The organism is Rathayibacter sp. VKM Ac-2754 (genome assembly GCF_009807095.1).
In the GTDB taxonomy this organism is placed as follows: Bacteria; Actinomycetota; Actinomycetes; order Actinomycetales; family Microbacteriaceae; genus Rathayibacter.
On record NZ_WUCC01000010.1, the window covers coordinates 48,363 to 69,841 of the forward strand.

The window sequence follows — 21,479 nt, forward strand, 5'->3', positions numbered from 1 at the left end:
GCCTCGCGGGCCGCCCGCGACGAGCCTCAGGAGGCATCATGAGCGACTCATCCGCACGGCACTCCGACCACGACGGAGCCGGTGCGACCGCCGGATCCGCTCGGCGGTCCGCCCGCTCGACCGACCAGCGCCACCCGGTGCTGCCGGACGCCGAGGCGCGCGTCGAGCCCGTGACGCCTCCCCGCCGGCTCCGCGTCCTGATCTCGGGGGCGAGCGGCATGATCGGCTCCGAGCTCACCGGGCAGCTCCGCGCGGACGGGCACGAGATCTTCCGTCTGGTGCGGCACGCGCCGACGAGCCCGGACGAGTTCCACTGGGCGCCCACCTCGCACATGCTCGACTTCAGCGTCCTCGACCGGGTCGACGCGGTGATCAACCTCTCGGGCGCCTCGATCAGCCGGCTGCCGTGGACCTCGTCGTACAAGCGCGAGATCCTCGACTCGCGCGTGCAGGCGACGCAGACCATCACCGACGCGATGCGGATGGCGACCACTCCCCCGACGATCCTGCTCAACGCCTCCGCGGTCGGCTACTACGGCGACCGGCCGGGCGAGCAGCTCACCGAGGAGTCGTCCCGCGGCGACGGATTCCTCGCCGATGTCGTCGAGCGCTGGGAGCAGGCGGCTCATCTCGCGCCGGAGAGCACCCGCGTGGTCACCTTCCGCACGGGTCTGGTCCTCGGGATGGGAGGGGCGCTCAAGCCGCTCCTGCCGCTCACCCGCTTCGGTCTGGCCGGCCCGCTCGGCAGCGGCGACCAGGCGTGGCCGTGGATCAGCCTGTACGACGAGGCCGCGGCGATCCGCCACCTCCTGACCTCGTCGCTCTCGGGCCCGGTCAACCTCGCGGGCCCGACGCCGGCGACGGCGAACGACGTCATGCGCACCCTCGCCGAGCAGCTGCACCGCCCGTTCAAGCTGGCGGTGCCCGAGAAGATCATCGAGCTCGCCCTGCGCGACGCCGGGCACGAGCTGCTGCTCTCGAGCCAGCAGCTGGTCCCCCAGCGACTGCTCGACGACGGCTTCGTCTTCCGCCACCGGACCGTCGCCGAGGCGCTGGGCTGGGTGCTGAACTGACCCTCGATCAGTTGGGTGCGTCGTGCTCGAGGGCGATCGAGCGGCGGATCGCGCCTCGAGCGCGCTTGCGGTCGCCGCTCGCGTCGTAGGCGAGACCGAGGCGGTACCAGGCGCGCCAGCTCTCGGGATCGGCGTCGACCTCCTGGGCGTAGCGCGGGAAGAGCGCGTCGGCCTCCTCGCGCACCGGGCGCCCGCTCTCCCGGGAGTCGACGACCTCCTTCGGCAGCGCGTCCTCCTGCTCGAGTCGCCGCGCGAGGCGCTCGGCGCGGATGCCGAAGAGCAGCTCGCGGACGAGGCCCCACACCCCGATCCCGCCGAGGATCAGCAGACCCACGCCCATCACGATGCCCGGCACCGTGCCGGCCGCGAACGCGACGACCGAGTACTGCAGGCAGACGAAGAGGTAGAGCGCCAGCAGCACGGCCATCAGGCCGACGCCGATGCGGGTCCTCACGGGGTGCTCGTCACGGCGGCGGCCTGGCCGGACGGGACGTCGTCGACCACCGGCGGCTCGTCGGGAACGCGCTCCGCCAGCGGCGCGGCATCGAACGCCGCGCGGAGGTCCAGCAGCGCGTCGAGCCCCACCACGACTCCGGAGGCGGTCGCGGTGGCGTGGAGGGCACGCAGGATCCCGGCCTCGTAGGACGCCTGCGACGAGGTGTCGTGACGGATGGTGAGAGTCTCGCCCGTGCCGCCGAAGACGACCTCCTGACGCGCCTCGACGCCGGGCAGGCGGAGGCTGTGCACCGGGATGCTCGCGACCTGCTGCCCTCTGGCGCGCTGGTCGGTGTGCGGCGCCTCGACCGGGCCGCGCTCGCCACGGGCCCGGAGGATGAGCTCGGCTGTGCGCACGGCCGTGCCGGAGGGCGAGTCGACCTTGCGCGCGCCGTGGGTCTCGATGATCTCGGTCGCGTCGAAGAACTGCGCGGCCACGGTCGCCAGCGCCGTCGCGACGACCGAGCCGAGCGAGAAGTTGGGGATGATGACGACCCCGGCGTCCGGCTGCGCCTCGACGGTGCGGCGGAGGGTCGCGATCCGGTCGCCCGTCCAGCCCGAGGTCCCCACGAGCACCTTGCGGCCGTTCGCCACCGCGAGATCGACGATGCCCTGGCTGACGGCCGGCACGGTCATGTCGACGACGACATCGGCCGCGAGCATCTCGCGCGGGTCGCTCCGGGAGCCCAGGCGCGCGACGAGCTCGAACTCGTCGGAGGCCTCGATGAGGGAGCAGGTGAGGGAGCCGAGCTTGCCGGACGCGCCGACCACGGCGACGGAGGTCATCACTCCTCCAGCCTAACGATCAGCGGTCGAGGAGTCGGCGGAGCGAGACCACGGGGGCACCGGAGAGCGGATGGGGGAAGGGCTCCCCCGCCTCGCTCCAGCCCGCCGAGGCGTAGAGAGCGCGGGCGCCCGTGTTGTCGAGGAGGACGTGGAGGACGGCCTCGTCCGCGACCTCCGCCGCGTCGCGCTCGGCCGCGGCGAGCAGCCTCCGTGCGAGACCTCTGCCCTGGGCCGACGGCCGGACCGCGAGCAGCGAGAGGTAGGCGGCGTGCGGCGGATCGTCGGCGAAGCCGCTCCCGGGCACCGACACCAGGACGAAGCCGTCGACCGAGCCCTCGCCCTCGGCGACGACGAACGAGACCCGAGGGGCGGCGAGCTTCGCGCGGGCGCGCTGCTCGATCCCGGAGGCGGGGACGCTTCCGTCGCGGGCCTCGAGCGACTCGAGCCACACGCGCACGCAGGCATCGACGTCGTGATCGTCACCGGTGCGGAGCAGCGTGGTCATCGGTCCACGCTAGGGCCTGTCGAACACGATCCCGCGTGCTCCGCTCGGCCTGATCGCACGATCTGCGGCGTCTCGTGTTCGACAGGCCCTAGTACGGCTGCGCCTCCGGCAGACCGGTGCGCAGCTCGACGGGGAGGTGCGCCAGGTCGTTGTGCACGACGAGCACCGGGGGCTTCCGCGAGCGGACGCGGATGATCGTCAGGCCGCAGTTCGCCTGGTTGACGCCCAGCCAGCGCCAGTCGGGAGCGTCGAAGACGTGGCGGACGAACCAGCCGATGACGAAGTTGTGCGTGATCAGGAGGTCGTGGCGGTCCTCGCGGGACGGCGCGAGGAACTCGGCCACCGCGTCCTGCATCTGCGCGTGCCCCGCCTCGATCTCGGCCGCGGTGACGCTCCCGAAGAACGGCTCGAACGAGCGCGGCATGTCGGGGGTCGGGCCGGACGGGATGCAGTCGAACAGGAGCGACGAGGGCTCGATCGCGAGCCCGGGGAGGACGGCACGGAAGCGCGCGGCGGTCTCCTCCGCCCGGCGCAGCGGCGAGTGCCAGGCGCCGGTGAACGGCACGCCGCCGAGGCGCTCGGCGATCAGCCGGGCCTGACGCTCACCCCTCGCCGAGAGGGGGCCGTCGGGCAGCCCGTGCTCGGCGTCCTGCTGCTCACCGTGGCGGACGAGGTAGATGTAGTGGGACACGAGGTCCTCCTTGATGCGGCGCGACGGTGCGCGGTCAGCGGTCGTGCGATCCGGTCAGACCGCGGAAGCGCTCTCGACCTCGGCGATGCCGGCGAACGTCGAGTCGTCGACCGCGCCGACGGCCGAGATCGACGACGGCCCCCTCGCCAAGTCTGCCGCGAGTGCCTGGACGTCGTCCGCACCGACGAGGGCGAGGCGGCGCAGGCTCTCGTCGAGGTCGACGAACTCGCCGAACGTGAGCTCGGCGCGGCCGAGGCGGGACATGCGCGTGTCCGAGTCCTCGAGGGCGAGGGCGGCGGCTCCCGAGAGCTGGCCCCGCGCCCGGCGCAGCTCGTCGGCGGTGACGCCGTGCTCGGCCAGACGCGAGAACTCGGTGAGCAGGAGCTCGGCGACCGTGCCGGCCTTCGCCGGCGTGCAGGCCGCGTAGAGGCCGAAGATCCCGGCGTCGGAGTAGGACGGGGCGAAGGAGTAGACCGAGTAGGCGAGCCCGCGCTTCTCGCGCACCTCCTGGAACAGGCGGGACGACATCCCGCCGCCGAGGATCGAGTTGAGGACCCCCATCGTCATCCGGCGCTCGTCGGCCGCGGCGAGGCCCGGGAAGCCGATCAGCAGGTTCGCCTGCTCGGTCGGCCGGTGCACGAGGGAGAGCGGCGTGCCGCGCGTGAAGGCGGCGGACCCTCCGACCCGGCGGGCGACCGGGGACGCGGGCGTCTCGAGGTCCCAGCCGTCGGAGGCGAGCACGCGGGTCAGCAACGCGACGAGCACGTCGTGGTCGACCGCTCCCGCGACCGTCACGACCAGGTCGTTCGGGCGGTAGGCCGCGCGGTAGTGCGCCCAGACCGCATCGCGGGTCGCCCCGCCGATGGTCTCGGCGCTGCCGCCGATCGGGCGACCGAGCGGGTGGTCGCCGAAGACGGCCTCGAACAGGCGCTCGCTCGCCGCATCCGCGGGATCGTCGTCGGCCATGGCGAGCTCTTCGAGGATGACGCCGCGCTCTGTCTCGAACTCGACGGGATCGAGGAGGCTGGACGTCACCATGTCGGCGATGACCTCGACGGCCATCGGGAGGTCGCGGTCCTGGATCTTGGCGTAGTAGCAGGTGTACTCCTTGGCTGTGAGCGCGTTGTGCTCCCCGCCGACGGAGTCGAACGCGACGGCGATGTCGAGCGCCGTGCGCGTCTTCGTGCCCTTGAAAAGCAGGTGCTCGAGGAAGTGGGTCGAGCCGAAGTTCGACGGCGTGGCGGGTGAGCCGTCGACGCCCGGCCGGGCGGGGGCCTCATCGCGGGAGCCCGCTGCCACCCAGAAGCCGACGGTCGCGCTGCGGGCACCGGGCATCGCCTCGCTGAGGATGCGGACGCCGCTCGGGAGGACCGACCGGCGGACCAGGGAGCCGCCGGCTGCTCCGATGGTCGTCTCCGGCTGTTCGAGAGGGAGTGCCACGCCGTTGCTCATCCGACCCAGCGTAGGCCACGCCGGGAGGGTGCCGGGCGGTGTCGCGGGAGAAGCGGTCGCGTCAGCGGCCCGCGCGCTCGAGGGCGGCGAGGTGGCCGTCGTCGAGGTCGAGCGAGACCGCCCGGACGAATGCGTCCACCTCGGTGGCACTCCGGGGATCGACGGTCGCCGCGACGAGGCGGGGACGCGCGAGGAGCCAGGCGAGGGCGACGGCGGCCGGTGCCGCGGACAGCTCGACGCCGATCGCGTCGAGCGTGGCCAGCACGCGGCGGCCTCGACGGCCGGCGTGCGCCGCGGCGCGGTGGCCGTCGGGGAGCCGGCTGAGCTCCCGGCGGGTACGGGCGACCCCGCGGAGGAACCCGTGCGCGAGCGGCGCGGTCGAGACGAGCGACAGACCCTGGCCGGCCGCGACCAGGCCGACGTCGCCCTCCGCCTCGTCGCGCTCGAGCAGGCTGTAGCCGACCTCGACGGCGGCGAAGCGGGGCAGGCCGTGACCGGCCAGCACGCGGGCCTCGAAGAGCTCCTCGGCGGCGAAGCCGGAGGCGATGACCGAGCGCGCCATGCCGCGCGCCAGCAGGACCTCTAAAGCGGCGAGCAGCTCGTCGAGTCTGCCGGCGCCGTCCGGACGCACGGCGAGGACGTCGAGACGGTCGGTGCGGAGGCGGCGGAGGGACTCCTCGACCCGGCTCACCAGGGCGCGCGGCGAGGCGACGGAGCCGGCGGGGGCGCCGAAGCGCCCGATCAGCAGGAGCCGGTCGCGGTCGCGGCGGCCGGAGAGCCAGGCTCCGACGGCCGACTCGCCCTCGGTCGAGCCGGCGGCGTCGGTCGCCACGAGGGCGTTGCCGCCCCAGGCCGCGTAGCGCTCGAGAAGGGCCGGGGCACCGCCGTCGACGCTCGCGCGCCCGACCGCGGCCGCGTCGAGGACGAGGGGGAAGAGGGCCTGGGTGGTCTCGCCGAGCGGGCGGCGGTGGGTGTGCGCGACGACCGGTCGGTCGATCGCGGTGCGCTCTGCGCCGGCCCTGACCCTCGGCACGACACCACTCTTCCCGCGGAGCTCGGGTGCCCGCCACGATCGAGAGTAGTGGAGCGCGACGGTCCTGCCCCGGCGTCGCCGGAGACGATTAACCCGATCGTTACACGCTCGCCTCCTCGTCCGTCGACGTCGGAGCGGCGGCCCCCGCAGTGTCGGTCGTCACGGCTAGATTCGCCCTCATGGAGCCCCTCACCCCGACCCCGCCCTGGTGGACCAGCGCCGTCGTCTACCAGATCTACCCCCGCTCGTTCGCCGACTCGAACGGCGACGGCATCGGCGACCTCGGCGGCATCCGCGCGCGGCTCGGGCACCTCGCCGATCTCGGCGTGGACGTGGTCTGGCTGTCGCCGATCTACCCCTCGCCGCAGCACGACAACGGCTACGACATCTCCGACTACCAGGACATCGATCCGCTGTTCGGCTCGCTCGCCGAGTTCGACCTGCTGCTGGCCGAGGCGCACGGGCGCGGCATCCGGATCATGATGGACCTCGTCGTCAACCACACGAGCGACGAGCACGCGTGGTTCGTCGAGTCGCGCTCCTCGCAGGAGGATGCGAAGCGCGACTGGTACTGGTGGCGGCGCGGGCGCGTCGCCGTCGAGGAGGGCCGCGAGCTCGACGCCGCGGCCGAGGCCCGGCTCGACGTCGCGGAGCCCAACGGCTGGCGCTCGTACTTCTCCGGCCCCGCCTGGACCCTCGACCCGGAGACCGACGAGTACTTCCTGCACCTCTTCGCGGTGCAGCAGCCCGACCTCAACTGGGAGAACCCCGAGGTGCGCCGCGCGGTGCACGCGATGATGACCTGGTGGCTCGACCGCGGGGTCGACGGCTTCCGGATGGACGTCATCAACCTCGTCTCGAAGGACCTCGAGCAGGTCGACGGCGACGCCGGCGGCTCCGGGATCGTCGGCGGGGTCGGGCCCCGGCTGCACGAGTTCCTCCAGGAGATGCACCGGGAGGTGTTCGCCGGCCGCGAGGGCGCCGTCCTGACCGTCGGCGAGATGCCGGGCGTCACCCTCGAGGAGGCGGCGCTCGTCACCGATCCCGCGCGCCGCGAGCTCGACATGGTCTTCCAGTTCGAGCACGTCGGCATCGACCACGGCGTCGACAAGTTCCACCCGGTCCCGCTCGACCTGGTCGCGCTGAAGGCCAACCTCGCGCGCTGGCAGGACGGCCTCGCCGAGAAGGGCTGGAACAGCCTCTACCTGAACAACCACGACCAGCCCCGGCTCGTGTCGCGCTTCGGCGACGACGGCGAGTGGCGCTACGAGTCGGCGACGCTCTGGGCGACGCTCCTGCACCTGCAGCGCGGCACGCCGTACATCTACCAGGGCGAGGAGATCGGCATGACCAACGTGCCGTTCTCGGGGATCGACGACTTCCGCGACGTCGAGTCGCTGAACTACTACGCGGAGGCGGTCGAGGACCGCGGCGAGGCTCCGGAGGCGGTGCTCGCCGGTCTCCGGGCGCAGAGCCGCGACAACGCCCGCACCCCGGTGCAGTGGGACTCGGGGCCGCAGGCGGGCTTCACGACCGGCGAGCCCTGGATCCCGGTCAACCCGAACCACGTCGAGGTCAACGTCGAGACCGACCGGGCGGCCGAGCGGTCGGTCTTCGAGCACTACCGCGCGCTGATCGCCCTGCGCCACGACGACGAGACGGTGCAGCTCGGCCGCTTCGGGCTGCTCGAGGCGGAGCATCCGCGGCTGTTCGCCTTCACCCGCACCGGCCCCGACGAGCTGCTCGTCGTCGGCAATGTGTCGGGCGAGCCGCTCGAGGTCGCGCTGCTCGAGGAGTGGGCGGGCGCCGAGACGGTGCTCGGCAACGTCCGGGGAGCGACGGGGTCGACTCTCGGTCCGTGGGAGGCGCGGATCCTCCGACGCTGACGCGCGGCGGGGGCCGTCAGGCCGAGGCGCGGTCGAGCTGCGCGATGTCGCTCCGGGTGAGCGGCACCGCCGCCGCACCGAAGAGCGACTCGAGCTCGGCGGCCCCGCGCGCGCGGACGACGGCGGCCGCCACCTCCTGGTGCGAGAGCACCCATGCGAGGGCGATGGTGCCCGGGTTGGTGCCGTGCACCTCCGCCACCTCGTCGAGGACGCCGAGGACGCGGTTGCCGTGCCGGCCGATGTAGTCGAGCGCCGCCTCGAACATCACCGACTCGGGCTCGTCGGAGCGGCTGCGGAACCTGCCCGTCAGGTAGCCGCTCGCGAGCGGGAGGCGCGCGAGCGTCGCGAGGCCCTGGCGCTCGACCTCGGGGGCCACATCGCTCTCGTAGGCGCCGCGCTCCATCAGGTTGTACTCGGCGATGACGACCGCGAACGCAGGCAGGCCGAGCGTCTGCGCGGCCTCATCGGCCGCGGCGAGAGCGGCACCGCTGAAGTGGGCGGCGCCGATCGCGCCGACCGTGCCGTCGGCGAGGAACGGGGCGACCGCGGCGAGGCTCTCCTCGATCGGCACCTCGGGGTCCTCGCTGTCGAAGGACAGCAGGTCGATCCGCGTGCCGAGGCGCTCGAGGCAGCCTTGGACGGCGGCGGTCACATCGTCGGCGGCGAGCCCCGGAGCGTCGGGATGGCGGCCGACCTTGGTGGCGACCAGCATCCGGTCGCGCGTGCCGCTCGACTCGAGCCAGCGGCCGATCATGTACTCGCTGCGACCGGTGGCGTAGTGGTCGGCGGTCGAGATCAGCGTGCCGCCGAGAGCGGCGAAGGAGTCGAGAGCCTCCGTCGTGTCGTCGATGGCGGCGGCCCAGCCGAAGACGGAGCCGTCGAGGGCGAGCGGGTGCACCGGGAGGCCGGTGCGGCCCAGGGTGCGGAACGGAGGAGGCGTCTCCAGCTCGGTGGCCAGGGGCGTCGGGTCGGTCACGGTGTCCTCCGGTCGGGGCGGTGCGACGGCGCAGTCCGGCCACCGTACCCCATGGTGGGGAACGACGGACGCCCGCCCCACCGGAGTGGGACGGGCGTCCGTCGGCCGCGCGAGAGGGATCAGCTCTCGACGGGCTCCTCGACGGCGACGACGAGCGCCTCCGCCTCCTCGGCCACGACGGGCGCGAGGGAGAGCTTGCCGCGGTCGTCGATCTTGGTGATCTGGACGAGCAGCTTCTGACCGACACCGAGGACGTCCTCGACGTTCTCGACGCGCTTGCCACCGGCGAGCTTGCGGACCTCGCTGATGTGCAGCAGTCCGTCCTTGCCGGGCAGGAGCGAGACGAACGCGCCGAACGTCGCGAGCTTGACGACGGTTCCGAGGAACTGCTCGCCGACCTCGGGGTTCGTCGGGTTCGCGATGGCGTTGACCTGGGCGCGGGCGGCCTCGGCCGACGGTCCGTCGACGGCGCCGATGTAGACGGTGCCGTCCTCCTCGATGGAGATGTCGGCGCCGGTCTCGTCCTGGATCGCGTTGATCGTCTTGCCCTTGGGGCCGATCAGCTCGCCGATCTTGTCGACGGGGATCTGGACCGAGATCACGCGGGGCGCGGTCGGGGCCATCTCGTCGGGCTGGTCGATGGCCGCCGTGAGCACCGCGAGGATCGTGGTGCGGGCGTCCTTGGCCTGCTTCAGCGCGGCGTCGAGGACCGACGACGGGATGCCGTCGAGCTTCGTGTCGAGCTGGATGGCCGTGACGAACTCGGACGTGCCGGCGACCTTGAAGTCCATGTCGCCCAGCGCGTCCTCGGCGCCGAGGATGTCGGTCAGCGCCGCGTAGCGGGTCTGACCGTCGACCACGTCGGAGACGAGGCCCATCGCGATGCCCGCGACCGGGGCGCGCAGCGGCACACCGGCGTTGAGGAGCGAGAGGGTGGACGCGCAGACGGAGCCCATCGAGGTGGAGCCGTTGGAGCTGAGCGCCTCGGACACCTGACGGATCGCGTAGGGGAACTCCTCGCGGCTCGGCAGCACCGGCACGAGGGCGCGCTCGGCGAGGAAGCCGTGCCCGATCTCGCGACGCTTCGGCGATCCGACGCGACCGGTCTCACCGGTCGAGTAGGGCGGGAAGTTGTAGTGGTGCAGGTAGCGCTTCTTCGTGACGGGCGACAGCGAGTCGATCTGCTGCTCCATCTTGAGCATGTTCAGCGTGGTGACACCCAGGATCTGGGTCTCTCCGCGCTGGAAGATCGCCGAGCCGTGGACGCGCGGAATGACCTGCACCTCGGCGTCGAGGGGACGGATGTCGGCCAGGCCGCGGCCGTCGATGCGCACGCCGTCACGGAGGATGCGGCCGCGGACGACCACCTTCGTGACGGACTTGTACGCGCCGGACACCTGCGAGTAGGCCTCGGCGGAGAGCTGACCGGACGCGATGCGCTCGGCGATCTGCTCCTTGACCTTCGCCTTGAGAGCATCGTCGGCGTCCTGACGCTCGACCTTGTCGGCGATCTGGTAGACGCGGACGAGCTCGTCGTAGCTGAGCTCGGCGACGTTGTCGTAGGTCTCCTGCGTGTAGGGCAGGAAGACCGGGTAGTCGCGGACGGGCTTGGCGGTGGAGGCGGCCAGCTCGGCCTGCGCCTCGACGAGAGCGCGGAGGAAGGGCTTCGAGGCCTCGAGGCCCTCGGCGACGACGGCCTCGTTGGGCTTGGTCGCACCCGCCTTGATGAGGTTCCAGGAGGACTCGGTGGCCTCGGCCTCCACCATCATGATGGCGACGTCGGAGGAGCCGTCCTCGTTGGTGACGACGCGGCCCGCGACGGTGAGGTCGAAGACGGCGTTCTCGAGCTGCGAGGCCTTGGGGAAGGCGACCCACTGGTCGTTGCCCGAGCCGTCGGACATGAGCGCGAGGCGCACACCGGCGACGGGGCCCGAGAAGGGCAGACCCGAGATCTGGGTCGAGGCGCTCGCGGCGTTGATCGCGAGAGCGTCGTAGAACTCGTCGGGAGCGATGCTCAGGACGGTGATGACGATCTGGACCTCGTTGCGCAGGCCCTCGACGAACGAGGGGCGCAGCGGCCGGTCGATCAGACGGCAGACCAGGATCGCCTCGGTGGAGGGGCGGCCCTCGCGACGGAAGAACGAACCGGGGATCTTGCCGGCGGCGTAGGAGCGCTCCTCGACGTCGACGGTCAGCGGGAAGAAGTCGAAGTTGTCCTTCGGGTTCTTCGACGCCGACGTGGCCGAGAGGAGCATGGTGTCCTCGTCGAGGTACGCGGCGACGGCTCCCTGGGCCTGCTGCGCGAGGCGGCCGGTCTCGAAGCGGACGGTGCGGGTGCCGTACGAGCCGTTGTCGAGAACGGCTTCGGCGAATGTGATTTCAGGACCTTCCAAGAGGTCTGTCTCCTTAACGTCTGCAGCGGCACCCCTCTGGGCGCCGGCGTTCGTCGGAGCAGCGTTCCGATCAGGAATCGAGACGATCCCGTGGCAGGGCTTCGCGCCGTGCCGTCGTGGGGAGGGCGTTCGTGCTGGCCACCAGTAGAAAAGCTCCGGGTCTGCCTGTGCCTGTGTGCACTCTGCCGAGCGGCAGAACGCCGCTTCTGCGACGTCGATCCGGGACTCCACCACCGAGGACCAGCTTCCTGCCGGCCTGCTCCGTGGTTCGAACCCGGCTGCAGCCGGCGGCCGCTTTCGGATTCGGAACCGGTTCATGCTATCAGCACGGGTGCCCCGCGGCCAGGATCCGCGGGTCAGCCGCGGGTCTCGTGCATCAGGAGCTGCACGCGGAGCGCCCCCTTGGCCTTCACGATGCGGGCCGGGACCCGAGGCTGCTTGCCCGCCTCCGACAGTCGCGCCAGCGCCGCGTCGACCACGTTCTCGAGCCCGCGCGGCACGTAGCCGACGAGGTCGGACGGGCGCTGGTTCGCGAAGAGCCGCACCGGCATCGGGGCGTCGGTGCGCTCCTCCTCGGCCGAGCGCCGCGGGATGATCGCCGTGACCTCCTCCTCGCCGAACGAGAGGATCCGGGCGAGCTCCTCCTGGTGCGGGAGGGAGTCGGCGATGCCGAGCAGGGTCTCGCCGCGCCGCGACTTGGGGAGGAGCTCGTAGTCGTAGTCGTCGAGCTTTCCCGACCCGCGGTCGTTCGCCGGCAGAGGGTTGCCGGCGTCACCGCGGCGATGAGAGAAGAGCTTCATCCCCCCATTGTGGAGCGCGGGGCGGGCGTCTGCGACCCGGCGAGGACTCACTCGGCCGAGCGGCGCATCCGCACGATCGCCGCGAGCACCAGGACGAGCACGACGGCCACGAAGCCGAGCAGCACCGGCACCGAGGGCAGCAGGGCGAGGGCGGCTCCGATCAGGAGGACCGGCACGGCGAGCCCGAGGTACGCGGCGAGGAACATCGCCGCCAGCACCTCTCCGCGCGTCTCGTCGGAGGCGAGCGAGCCCGCGACGCCGAGCGACAGGCGGAAGAGCAGGCCGACTCCGGCGCCGGCGACGACGCCGCCGATGATGAAGGCGGGCAGCGAGACCACGACGGCGCCGACGGCGACGAGCACCAGGCCGAGCGTCAGTGCCGCGGCGGAGAGGGTCAGGGCGCGCCGGGAGGAGAGCCGGGTGGACGCCAGCTGCGCGACGGCTCCCGCCGCGAAGACTCCGAACGACACGGCACCCGCCTCGAGGTGCGAGGTCTCGCCGAAGCGCCCCGCGAGGAAGGTGGGGGCGAGAGAGGTGAAGAGCCCGAACACGGCGAACCCGGCGAAGGCGCCGACCGCGGCCGAGAGGAACGTGCCGCGGGACGCCTCCGGCACCGCGAGCCGCTGCGGGCGGTAGGCGGGCAGGATCTCGCGCCGCTCGACCGTCTCGGGGACGAGCGCCACGGCGAGGCCGAGCACGACGAGCACGACGAGGAACACCTCGTAGGGCACGACCAGGGGGCGGTCGACGGTGACCGCGAAGACTCCTCCGACGAGCGGGCCGAGGGCGAGGCCGCCCATGTTGACGAGGGTCGAGACGGCGCGGGAGGTTCCGGGACCCTCCTCGGGGCGGGCGATCGCGCGGAGCTCGGAGAGGTGCGCGGTCGCCGTGGCGGTGAGGGCTCCGACGCCGAGGCCCGTCAGGAGGCGGGCGACGATGAGCCCGGGCACCTCGGGCCAGAGCAGGAAGACGGCGCTCGCGAGCACCTCGACGAGGATCGACGCCAGCAGGATCCGGCGGCGGCCGAGCCAGTCGCTGACGTGGCCGGCCAGGAAGAGGCTGGCCACGACTCCGACCGCGTAGGCGGCGAAGACGACCGTGACGACGAAGGCGGGGAAGCCGTCGCGCTGCTGGTAGATCGCGTAGAGCGGCGTCGGCACGGTCGAGAAGGCCATGACGGCGAGGAACGCGACCGCGATGACCCAGAAGCCGTGGCGGTGCGGGAGCTCGGGGCGGCGGGACGGGGCGACGCCGTCGGTGGAGGCGGCTGACACGGAGGCGGTGGGCACTGAGGTGGTGCGGTCTGAGGTGGTGCGGTCTGAGGTGGGCACGGCATCAGAATGCTCCCCCTCGTCATCCACGTCCAACGGATGATCTCGGTCGCATTGATCGGGAAAGCAGGATAATGCGGGGATGGACGACCGACAGCTCGCCGCCTTCGTGGCCGTCGCGGAGGAACTGAACTTCACCCGCGCCGCCGCCCGCCTCTTCGTGGTCCAGTCGACCCTGTCGGCGAGCATCCGCGCGCTCGAACTGGAGCTCGGGGCCCCGCTGTTCACCCGGTCGACGCGCCGGGTCGCGCTCACGGCCGTGGGCGAGGCGCTGCTCCCGGCCGCCCGCTCGGCCATCGACGGACTCGATCTCATGCGCTCGCTGGCGGCGGAGGATGCGGCGGGCCTGCGAGGGCGCGTCAGGGTGGGCACCTTCTCGGCGCTCGACCTGGTCGATCTGCCCGGCGTGCTCGGCGTCTTCCGCCGTCGTCATCCGCTCGTCGACCTGCTGCTGCGGACGTCGACCACCGGGTCGACCGGTCTCGCCGAGGATCTGAGGCGGGGACGGCTCGACGTCGCGCTGCTCGCGCTCCCGGCGGACGATCTGACGGATCTCGCGGTCACCACGGTCGTGCGCAGCGACTACGTGCTGCTGGTCGAGAGCTCGGGCCCGCTCGCCGGCGCAGCGCGGCCGACTCCCGAGGACCTCGACGGGCTCGCCTTCGTGGACACGCCGGCCGGGTTCGGCAACCGCGTCGCCGTCGATCTCGCCTTCCGCGCCGCGGGAGCCTCGCGCCGGGTCGCCACCGAGGTGGCTGATCTGCCGGCCATCCCCCGCTTCGTGGAGGCCGGACTCGGGCCGGCGATCGTGCCGCGGGCCGGGATCGCTCCGCTCGAGGGCGTGACGGCGATCTCGCTCGACTGGCGGGAGCTCGAGTGGGAGCTGTCGGTGTGCACGGCCCCGCGCCCGTCGGCCGCCGTCCAGGCGCTCGTCGCCCTCCTCGAGGAGCGCCGAGCCGCCTGACTCAGCCCTCGAGGAGAGGGCCGCGGACGATCGAGTCGCCGGAGTGCGCCGGATCGCCGTCGAGCGGCTCCTCGGACACGTCGACGAGCGAGTACTCCGAGAGGTCGACGTCGGCCGGCACGGTGAAGCGCCCGTCGGTGCCGTCGAGCACGCCGAGGCCGACGAGTCCGGAGGCGTCGGGGGCGATCAGCCAGACCTCGCGGTAGGCCTCCGCTCCCCCGTCGGCGTCGAGGTGGACGACGAGCTGACGCTCGCCGTCGGCGTCCTCGAGCTCGGCGGTGCCGCTCGCGCCCTGCCAGCCGGGGAAGGCGAGGAGATCGGCGCGGGCGACCACCACGGCCGGGTCGGGGCGCGAAGCCTGCCACCAGGCGCCTCCCACGACGCCGACGACGAGCGCAGCCGCGGCGGCGACCGCGATGCCCAGGAGGCGGCGGGGCCGGCGCTCGGGACGGAGCCGTCCCGTCGGGAGGCGGGTGACCGGTGCGAGCGCGACCGGCTGCTCGCCGGCCAGCGCGAGCTCGTCGCTGATGCGCTCCCAGACGGCCGCGGGCGGCGTCTCGAGGGCGTAGGTGCGGCTCGCCCTGCCGAGGTCGGCGGCGTGGCCGAGCTCGACGAGCTGCTGGGCGCACTCGGGGCAGTCGCGCAGGTGCGCGTCGACGTCGGCGGTCGAGCCCTCGCCGAGGGCGAGCAGGGCGAGCTCATCGGGGTCGAGATGGGTCATGTGCTGCTCACCTCCAGACGGGAGCGGAGTCGATCGAGACTGCGGCGGATGTGGCTCTTGACGGTGCCGAGCGGGAGCCCGGTGCGCTCGGCGATCTCGGTGTGGGTGAGGTCGTCGTAGAAGGCGAGGCTCATCACGCGGCGCGGCACCGGATCGAGGCGGGCGAGCTCGTCGGCCACCAGGACCTTCGCCTCCAGGTCGACCGGAGACTCGCCCTCGTCCCTCGGGGCGACGGCCACCAGCGCCTGGGTGAGCCGCCGCTGGCGCGAGCGGCTCTCGTGGGCGTCGGCGATGCGGTTCCGCGCGATCCCGACCAGCCAGGCGCCGAGCGCCGCCCGGCCGGGGTCGAAGTTCCCGCGCCCGGTCCAGGCCGAGACGAACACCCGCTGGACCACGTCCTCCGCCTCCCCTCGATCGCCGAGGGAGCGGAGGGCGAGCGTGAAGACGAGGGGCGACCAGCGCGAGTAGGCCTCGGACAGTGCCGGCTCCTCCCCCGCGACGAAGCGCAGCCCGAGGCGGTGCACGACGGCACGCTCGTCCTCGGCCCCGTCGAAGGGCCCGCTCTGCTCGGCGTCGGTCAGGGGGATCCTCCTGGTGGGAATGCGGCGCCGTGCCGGAGCGGCGGGCGGCGCTGCGACGATCGCTCCGTTCATCGTACGGGGCGGCGTCTCGGGGGCGGGGTCATGGTGCGGGCTCGGCCGTCACCACGACGTTGCTGAGGTAGTGGCGGGTGTCGTAGTCGAAGTCGCCACCGCAGGTGATCAGGACCAGGCGGGGCGGGCCGTCCCGGACGAAGACCGTCGAGAGGTCGACGCTCTCCTTCTCTGTCGTCTCGACGGTGGAGACGATGAAGGTCCGTTCCGTGCCGTCCGGCGCCGTGAGGCGGATCGTCTGCCCGGGCTGGGCCTTCTTGATCTCGGCGAACGGGCCGAGGCCGTAGGTGAGGGAGTCGACGTGCGCGGCGACGACGATGGTGCCGTCCGGCTCGTCGAGGCCGGCTCCGAAGCGGTACCAGCCGGCGATGCCGGTGTCGGGGACGAGCTCCATGCTGCCGTCCTCGGCCACCCCCACCGGCTCGAGGGGCATGTCGACCGGGAGTCCGTCGACGGCGATCCTGGTCGGCGCGGTGACCGTCGGCGCGGGGGTGGCCCCGAGTCGTGCGTCACCGATGGGGATGGAGGGCAGTGCTGCGGGGCTGCTGGTCTCGGAGGGGATCGTGGTCGGCGTCGGCTGCTCGGTCGACACGCTCGCGTCAGGGGCGGGCACGACCCCGGCCGCCTGTGCCGAGCATCCGCCGAGACCGGCGCCGACCACGATCACGCCGAGCACGGCGAGGGTGCGGAGGCGGAGGGGGGTCGACCTCATCGCGTTCTCCTCGCTCGTGATCGGCGGGCCGACTCGTCAGCGCTCGCGCGCCGCCGGTCGGCAGTAGAGGGCCCGGTCGCCGATCCCGAGGGACCTGCGACCGGGAACGGGTCAGCGACCCGCGGTGGCCTTCCGACGTCCGAGGACTGTCGCACCGGCGAGGGCGAGGGCTGCGAACGCCGCGGCGCCCCACCAGCCGGCCGCCGCGTCGGGGCGGTTGTCGGCCGCGAGTCCGGCCTCACCGGCGGGGACGCCGGACGGGGTCGAGTGCAGGCCGTCGATGGTCTGCGTCGCGAGGGCGAGGTTGCCCTTCTCGAGGCTGCCCCAGGCGTAGACGATCGTGTTGACGCCCTCCTGGACCTGGACGTCGGCCGGGCCGATCACCGGAGCGGTGGTGCCGGTCGCCGCGACGACGGTCGAGATCGTCGCCGGAGCGAGGTTCAGGATGCCCTCGTTCGGGTTCGTCACGTTCGTCAGCACGGGGGTGCCGCCGGCGAGGATGTCGACCGCGGGGGCCGCGGCGATGTGACGGACGGTGAGGCGGCCCTCGCCCGCGGCGGTCGCCGAGATGTCGTTCGGGAACAGCGTCGCCGTCGGGGTGTTGTCCGGCTTGAGGTGCGCGGCGACTGTGTAGCTCTTGCCGGCCTCCAGCGCGAGGTCGACCGGGCCGATGACCGGCGCGCTCGCGTCGGCGGCGTCGGCCGCGGTGATCGCGACGGTGTAGGTGCCGGTCGGCAGGTCCAGCGGGCCGGCGAGCGATCCGGGCGTGAAGTCGTCGAGCGTCAGTGCTCCGTTGACGTACACGTCGACCGGGGTGTCCGGGACCGCGTGGAGGACGTAGAGGTCGGCCGAGTCGGCGTCGGCGGCGTTCGCGGGAGCGGCGGCGAGGCCGACGACCGCGAGGGTGCCGACGCAGGCGCCGGTCAGCAGGCGGCGGGAGAAGCGGGAGGTGGTCACGGTGTTCCTCTTTCACAGTGGGACCCGCAGGCGGGTCGGTGGGTACTGGAGAAGGGCCTTCACGGACTACTTCCGGCCGAGTGGCTCCGGCGGATGCACGGATCCGGAGAAATCTCGAAGTTTCTCGTCATGGGCCCGCCACGACCCCTCGTCAGGGGACGTCCGCCGGGCTAGCCTCCGAGCAGAGGGAGTCCCGGATGGTGCGACGAGGCACGACGGAGCCGGTGATCCGAGCGGGATCGCGGCGGAGTCGACCGCGTGCGGAGCCGGGAACCCGCCGGCGTCTGGTCGGCGCGGCTGCCGCCTCCGCCGTCGCTGTCGCCGCCGTCGCCGCGCTGGCGCTCGGCCTCGGCACGCTGGTGCCGCCGGCCCCGCGCCCGGCCGCCGTCGCCGGCGCCCCCAGCCAGTGCGGCGACGCCCGCGAGCTGCTCGACGCCGGCTCGGTGCTCGACCGCGGATCGGACGCCGTGGCCGGGCACCTGATCGCCTGCGTCGACGAGGACCACCGACGGCTCACCGTGCACAACCGCACCTCCGTCGTCTGGGCGCTGAGCGATCCGTCGGTCCGCGGGGTGGTGAGCCAGACCGGGGGCGTCACGGGCCTGCTCAACTCCTACGCGTCGCGCTCGGGACGAGGGCTCCTCCTCGCGCCCGGCGCCTCCGCCGCGATCTCGGCCGGGCCGGGGCGGCTCGAGCCGCAGCCCGACGTCGACGGGACCCGGCTCTTCCTCGCGCTGACGGCCGTCGTGGAGGCGCAGGATCTCGCGGCCTCGTCCGGTCCCGTCCGCGCGCCGCGCAGCGTCGTGCGCACAGCGGCGCTGACCTGCGCGCTGGCCCTCGTCGCCTCGAGCGAGGGCTGGGAGGTCACCTCGGGAGCGGAGGCTGCGGCGGCCGGTCCCGAGTGCTCGGCCGCGTGGCGGGACGCGGAGGCGACGGCGCTCTCGGACGGCTGGCTGCTGCCGGCGCTCGGCGACGCGCTCGCGAGACCGGAACGGCGGGCCGCCGATGCGGCTACGGCGCGGGCCGCGGCCGACTGGTTCGCGGTGTCCAGCGCGTTCTCGTGGGGCGGCGTCGACCGGCCGGAGCGGCTGCCCTGATCGCGGGCACGGACACACGGAACGGGCCGCCCCCCGCGAGGAGGACGGCCCGAACGGGTAAGAAGTTCGCGGTGTCATCGAGACCGCGCGCTGCTCCGGAGGGAACTAGCGGCGCAGGCCGAGACGCTCGATCAGCGAGCGGTAGCGGTTGATGTCCACATCCGACAGGTAGCCGAGGAGTCGACGACGCTGACCCACGAGCAGCAGCAGACCACGACGCGAGTGGTGGTCGTGCTTGTGCTCCTTGAGGTGCTCGGTGAGGTCCTTGATCCGACGGGTCAGGACGGCAACCTGCACCTCGGGGGATCCGGTGTCACCGGGGTGGGTCGCGTACTCTTCGATGATCGCCTTCTTGACGTCTCCTTCGAGTGCCATAGATGGATCCCCTTTCTCTCGTTGCGCGGTGCCCTGCGCCTGATGCGTGGGCTCTCTTGATCCGCGGCCGTTGAACGGCAACTTCACGACCTTACCAGAGCGGGCGCCCGAGGCGGGGCTCCGATGCGGGATCGACTCCGCCGGGCCGGCTCAGGAGCCGGTGGCCCGGTTCCAGAGCTCGACGAGCCACGGCGAGACGAGCAGCTCCCAGTAGACGACCACCAGGACGTTGAGGACGACGCCGATCCAGCCCGCCACCGCCGGCCGGCCCTCGCGGCGCCTCGCGCGGATCGAGGACGCTCCCAGCAGGACGCCCGCCAGGAGCAGGGCGTGCACGACGGCCGTGTAGAGGACGCCGACGAGAAGATCGGAGACGGCCTGATCGCCCGGGAACGCGCCGAGCGAGATCAGGGCGTACCAGACGAAGAACGAGATCGGGACGACGATCAGCGCGATCGCGATCGACGCGAGCGCCGGGCCGTGGCGGCGCCACGCGGTCGACGCTCGGCCACCGGAGGCGGTGGACGCGGCGCGGGCCGGGCGGCGTGCGGACGCCGGAGCGGCGGCGCGCGCCGTCCTGCGGGTGGGGGCGGCTCCGGCGGTTCGCGCGGACGCCGCCCGACGTCCGGGCGCGCCGTCGGGTGACGTGCTCATGCCCATCACCCTAGAGGGTCCGCCTCCGAGCACCCCGCTCTGCGCCCGGGCGGGCACGGAGCGAGCACAATGGAGCGAGTGACCCCGCCCCCGCCAGCGCCCCGGCGCAGCCACGTCATCGACGTCTCCCCGCTCCGCGAGTCCCCGGCCTTCGCCCGGCTCTGGGCCGGCAACGTGATCTCGGGCATCGGCGGGCAGATGACGATCGTCGCCGTGGGCCTGCACATCTACGAGCTCACCGGATCCACGCTCGCCGTCGCGATGGTCGGCGTCGTCGCCCTCGTCCCCACGGTGCTCGCCGGCCTCTACGGCGGGATGCTCGCGGACGCCTTCGACCGCCGGCTGGTGCTGCTGATCTCGGCGATCGTCGCGTGGGGGTCGACCGCGGGCATCGCAGCGCTGGCGTGGCTGGGCGCCGAGTCGCCTCCGTCGCTCTACCTGCTGACCGCGCTGAACGCGGTCGCGACCACCGTCATCGTCGCGACGCGGATGACGCTCGCGCCCCGGCTGCTGCGGAGCGACCTGGTGCCCGCCGCGGCGGCCCTCGGTGGCATCGCCAGCGGAGTCGAGGTGACGGTCGGGCCGGCGCTCGCGGGCGTGCTCGTCGCGTCCTCCGGCTTCGCGGTGACGTACACGATCGACGTCGTGCTGTTCCTCGCAGCGTTCCTGGGCATCGCCGGACTGCCGTCGCTGGTGCCGGAGGGCGAGCGGCAGCGACCGGGGCTCGAGTCGCTCCGCTTCGGGATGCGCTTCCTCCGGGGGGCGCCGAACATCCGGATGTCGTTCGTGGTCGACATCGTCGCCATGACCTTCGGCCAGCCGCGTGTCGTGTTCCCGGCGGCGGCGGCGCTCCTGCTCGGCGGAGGCGCGGTGACGGTGGGCGTGCTCACCGCGGCGTTCGCGATCGGCGCGCTGCTGAGCGGGGTCTTCTCGGGACGGCTGACGGGAGTGCGCCGGCAGGGACTCGCGATCGGGCGCTCGATCCAGGTCTACGGAGGCTTCATCGTCGCGTTCGGCGCGGTGCTGCTGGTGGCGGCACTCGTCGAGCACGACGCCTCCGCGCCGAACCTGCCGCTCGTGATCGCCGCCTCCGTGGCCCTCGCCGGCGCGGGCGCGGCCGACAACGTGAGCTCGATCTTCCGGCAGACGATGCTGCAGACCGCGGTGCCCGACAACATGCGGGGGCGGCTGCAGGGGGTCTTCATCGTCGTGGTGACCGGAGGACCGCGGGTGGGCGACCTCTACACGGGGCTGCTGGCGTCGCTCGCGCTGCTCTGGCTGCCGCCGCTCGCCGGCGGGCTCGCGATCATCGCGATCCTCGGCGTGGTGCTGCGGACGCGGAGAGCGTTCCGCGAGTACGACGCCCTGCATCCGGTGGCGTGACGGCGCCCCGCCCGCTGGTCGAGCAGCCCCGCAGGGGCGTATAGAGACCGACCACCATCAGCAGGGGCGGCTTCTGCCCCGGCCTTCTGACGGACATGGATCTCGATACGCCCGCTGCGCGGGCTACTCGATCAGCGAGGGGGGGGAGGGACCGCGGGCGGAAGAGCCCTCTACCGAGAAGACCCGTCGGCGTCAGCACGCACGCTGTCCCGGCCCGGGGTCACTCGCCGGAGTAGGCGCCGGCGCCGTTGCCGTCGGTGAGGTTCTCGGAGACGGCTCCGCTGTCGTCGTCGCGGCCCTCGACGCGCACCGGTCGGTAGACGTGGAAGCCCTCGTCGTCGGGCTCGAGCTCCCAGACGACCTCGACGTCCTCGCCGTCGATGTCGGCGAGGCGGGTGAGCGTGGGCTGGGGAGCGCCGTCGATGTACTCGAGGCGGATGCTCTCCTGCTCCGCGCCGCTGTCGAGGATGGCCGTGTACGTGGTGGTGTCCATGCCTCCGACGCTAGACACGGGAGCGGCGGCCCCGCCACCCCTTGCCCTT

General features: G+C 72.9%; 22 protein-coding genes. 5 read left to right on the forward strand and 17 right to left on the reverse strand.

Annotated features, from left to right (window positions below):
* Window positions 1-38 precede the first annotated feature (38 nt).
* Window positions 39-1,073, forward strand: a complete 1,035-nt coding sequence (locus GRS92_RS15545; protein ID WP_159858047.1) for a TIGR01777 family oxidoreductase — start codon at window positions 39-41, stop codon at window positions 1,071-1,073.
* A 7-nt stretch (window positions 1,074-1,080) separates the two neighbouring features.
* Here the strand turns inward: GRS92_RS15545 and GRS92_RS15550 are convergent, their stop codons facing one another.
* The 6 genes from GRS92_RS15550 to GRS92_RS15575 form a co-directional block, all read right to left on the reverse strand.
* Window positions 1,081-1,527, reverse strand: coding sequence for a hypothetical protein (locus tag GRS92_RS15550; RefSeq protein WP_159858049.1), 447 nt, complete (start codon window positions 1,525-1,527; stop codon window positions 1,081-1,083).
* Window positions 1,524-2,357 (reverse strand): 4-hydroxy-tetrahydrodipicolinate reductase, encoded by an 834-nt coding sequence (gene dapB / locus GRS92_RS15555; RefSeq protein ID WP_159858051.1) that lies wholly within the window; start codon window positions 2,355-2,357, stop codon window positions 1,524-1,526. The genes GRS92_RS15550 and dapB overlap by 4 nt, the downstream gene beginning before the upstream one ends.
* A gap of 16 nt (window positions 2,358-2,373) precedes the next feature.
* Window positions 2,374-2,859 (reverse strand): GNAT family N-acetyltransferase, encoded by a 486-nt coding sequence (locus GRS92_RS15560; protein WP_159858053.1) that lies wholly within the window; start codon window positions 2,857-2,859, stop codon window positions 2,374-2,376.
* 88 nt (window positions 2,860-2,947) lie between these two features.
* Window positions 2,948-3,550, reverse strand: a complete 603-nt coding sequence (locus GRS92_RS15565) for a histidine phosphatase family protein (protein WP_159858055.1) — start codon at window positions 3,548-3,550, stop codon at window positions 2,948-2,950.
* Between the two features lie 54 nt (window positions 3,551-3,604).
* Complete coding sequence (locus GRS92_RS15570) at window positions 3,605-5,002, reverse strand: M16 family metallopeptidase (RefSeq protein ID WP_159858057.1); 1,398 nt, start codon at window positions 5,000-5,002, stop codon at window positions 3,605-3,607.
* 61 nt (window positions 5,003-5,063) lie between these two features.
* A complete protein-coding gene (locus GRS92_RS15575; RefSeq protein WP_159858058.1) occupies window positions 5,064-6,035 on the reverse strand; it encodes an aldo/keto reductase in 972 nt (323 codons plus the stop codon).
* Window positions 6,036-6,214: 179 nt separating this feature from the next.
* Here GRS92_RS15575 and GRS92_RS15580 point away from each other — a divergent pair, with 179 nt between their 5' ends.
* Complete coding sequence (locus GRS92_RS15580; protein WP_159858060.1) at window positions 6,215-7,921, forward strand: glycoside hydrolase family 13 protein; 1,707 nt, start codon at window positions 6,215-6,217, stop codon at window positions 7,919-7,921.
* A gap of 16 nt (window positions 7,922-7,937) precedes the next feature.
* On the opposite strand, the gene GRS92_RS15585 is transcribed toward GRS92_RS15580, so the two are convergent.
* From GRS92_RS15585 to GRS92_RS15600, 4 genes are all read right to left on the reverse strand, one after another.
* The gene (locus GRS92_RS15585) at window positions 7,938-8,897 is read right to left on the reverse strand and encodes an aldo/keto reductase (protein WP_159858062.1); all 960 of its coding nucleotides are present in this window, start codon (window positions 8,895-8,897) and stop codon (window positions 7,938-7,940) included.
* A gap of 119 nt (window positions 8,898-9,016) precedes the next feature.
* A complete protein-coding gene (locus tag GRS92_RS15590) occupies window positions 9,017-11,290 on the reverse strand; it encodes a polyribonucleotide nucleotidyltransferase (RefSeq protein ID WP_159858064.1) in 2,274 nt (757 codons plus the stop codon).
* Between the two features lie 356 nt (window positions 11,291-11,646).
* On the reverse strand, window positions 11,647-12,090 hold the full coding sequence (locus GRS92_RS15595) for a hypothetical protein (protein ID WP_159858066.1): 444 nt from the start codon (window positions 12,088-12,090) through the stop codon (window positions 11,647-11,649).
* Between the two features lie 47 nt (window positions 12,091-12,137).
* Window positions 12,138-13,421, reverse strand: coding sequence for an MFS transporter (locus tag GRS92_RS15600; RefSeq protein WP_235022063.1), 1,284 nt, complete (start codon window positions 13,419-13,421; stop codon window positions 12,138-12,140).
* 82 nt (window positions 13,422-13,503) lie between these two features.
* Between GRS92_RS15600 and GRS92_RS15605 the strand changes: the two genes are divergently transcribed.
* Window positions 13,504-14,385, forward strand: coding sequence for a LysR family transcriptional regulator (locus tag GRS92_RS15605; protein ID WP_159858070.1), 882 nt, complete (start codon window positions 13,504-13,506; stop codon window positions 14,383-14,385).
* Between the two features lies 1 nt (window position 14,386).
* On the opposite strand, the gene GRS92_RS15610 is transcribed toward GRS92_RS15605, so the two are convergent.
* The 4 genes from GRS92_RS15610 to GRS92_RS15625 form a co-directional block, all read right to left on the reverse strand.
* Window positions 14,387-15,106 (reverse strand): anti-sigma factor, encoded by a 720-nt coding sequence (locus GRS92_RS15610; protein WP_159858072.1) that lies wholly within the window; start codon window positions 15,104-15,106, stop codon window positions 14,387-14,389.
* Window positions 15,103-15,759, reverse strand: coding sequence for an RNA polymerase sigma factor (locus GRS92_RS15615; RefSeq protein ID WP_159858074.1), 657 nt, complete (start codon window positions 15,757-15,759; stop codon window positions 15,103-15,105). Before GRS92_RS15615 ends, GRS92_RS15610 begins: the two co-directional genes overlap by 4 nt.
* A 28-nt stretch (window positions 15,760-15,787) precedes the next feature.
* Window positions 15,788-16,471: a class F sortase gene (locus GRS92_RS15620; protein WP_159858076.1), complete on the reverse strand. Its 684-nt coding sequence runs from the start codon at window positions 16,469-16,471 to the stop codon at window positions 15,788-15,790.
* A 111-nt stretch (window positions 16,472-16,582) separates the two neighbouring features.
* Entirely contained in the window at window positions 16,583-17,428 is an 846-nt protein-coding gene (locus tag GRS92_RS15625) for a DUF4397 domain-containing protein (RefSeq protein WP_235022064.1), read from the reverse strand.
* A gap of 197 nt (window positions 17,429-17,625) precedes the next feature.
* On the opposite strand from GRS92_RS15625, the gene GRS92_RS15630 reads away from it, so the two are divergent.
* Entirely contained in the window at window positions 17,626-18,525 is a 900-nt protein-coding gene (locus GRS92_RS15630) for a hypothetical protein (RefSeq protein WP_159858078.1), read from the forward strand.
* A gap of 105 nt (window positions 18,526-18,630) precedes the next feature.
* Here the strand turns inward: GRS92_RS15630 and rpsO are convergent, their stop codons facing one another.
* Both rpsO and GRS92_RS15640 read right to left on the reverse strand, forming a co-directional pair.
* Entirely contained in the window at window positions 18,631-18,900 is a 270-nt protein-coding gene (gene rpsO, locus GRS92_RS15635; protein WP_159858080.1) for a 30S ribosomal protein S15, read from the reverse strand.
* A 150-nt stretch (window positions 18,901-19,050) separates the two neighbouring features.
* Window positions 19,051-19,554 (reverse strand): hypothetical protein, encoded by a 504-nt coding sequence (locus tag GRS92_RS15640; RefSeq protein ID WP_159858082.1) that lies wholly within the window; start codon window positions 19,552-19,554, stop codon window positions 19,051-19,053.
* A gap of 69 nt (window positions 19,555-19,623) precedes the next feature.
* On the opposite strand from GRS92_RS15640, the gene GRS92_RS15645 reads away from it, so the two are divergent.
* Window positions 19,624-20,937, forward strand: a complete 1,314-nt coding sequence (locus tag GRS92_RS15645) for an MFS transporter (RefSeq protein WP_159858084.1) — start codon at window positions 19,624-19,626, stop codon at window positions 20,935-20,937.
* A 220-nt stretch (window positions 20,938-21,157) separates the two neighbouring features.
* Here GRS92_RS15645 and GRS92_RS15650 read toward each other — a convergent pair whose 3' ends face one another.
* Entirely contained in the window at window positions 21,158-21,430 is a 273-nt protein-coding gene (locus GRS92_RS15650; protein ID WP_159858086.1) for a hypothetical protein, read from the reverse strand.
* Between the last annotated feature and the right edge of the window lie 49 nt (window positions 21,431-21,479).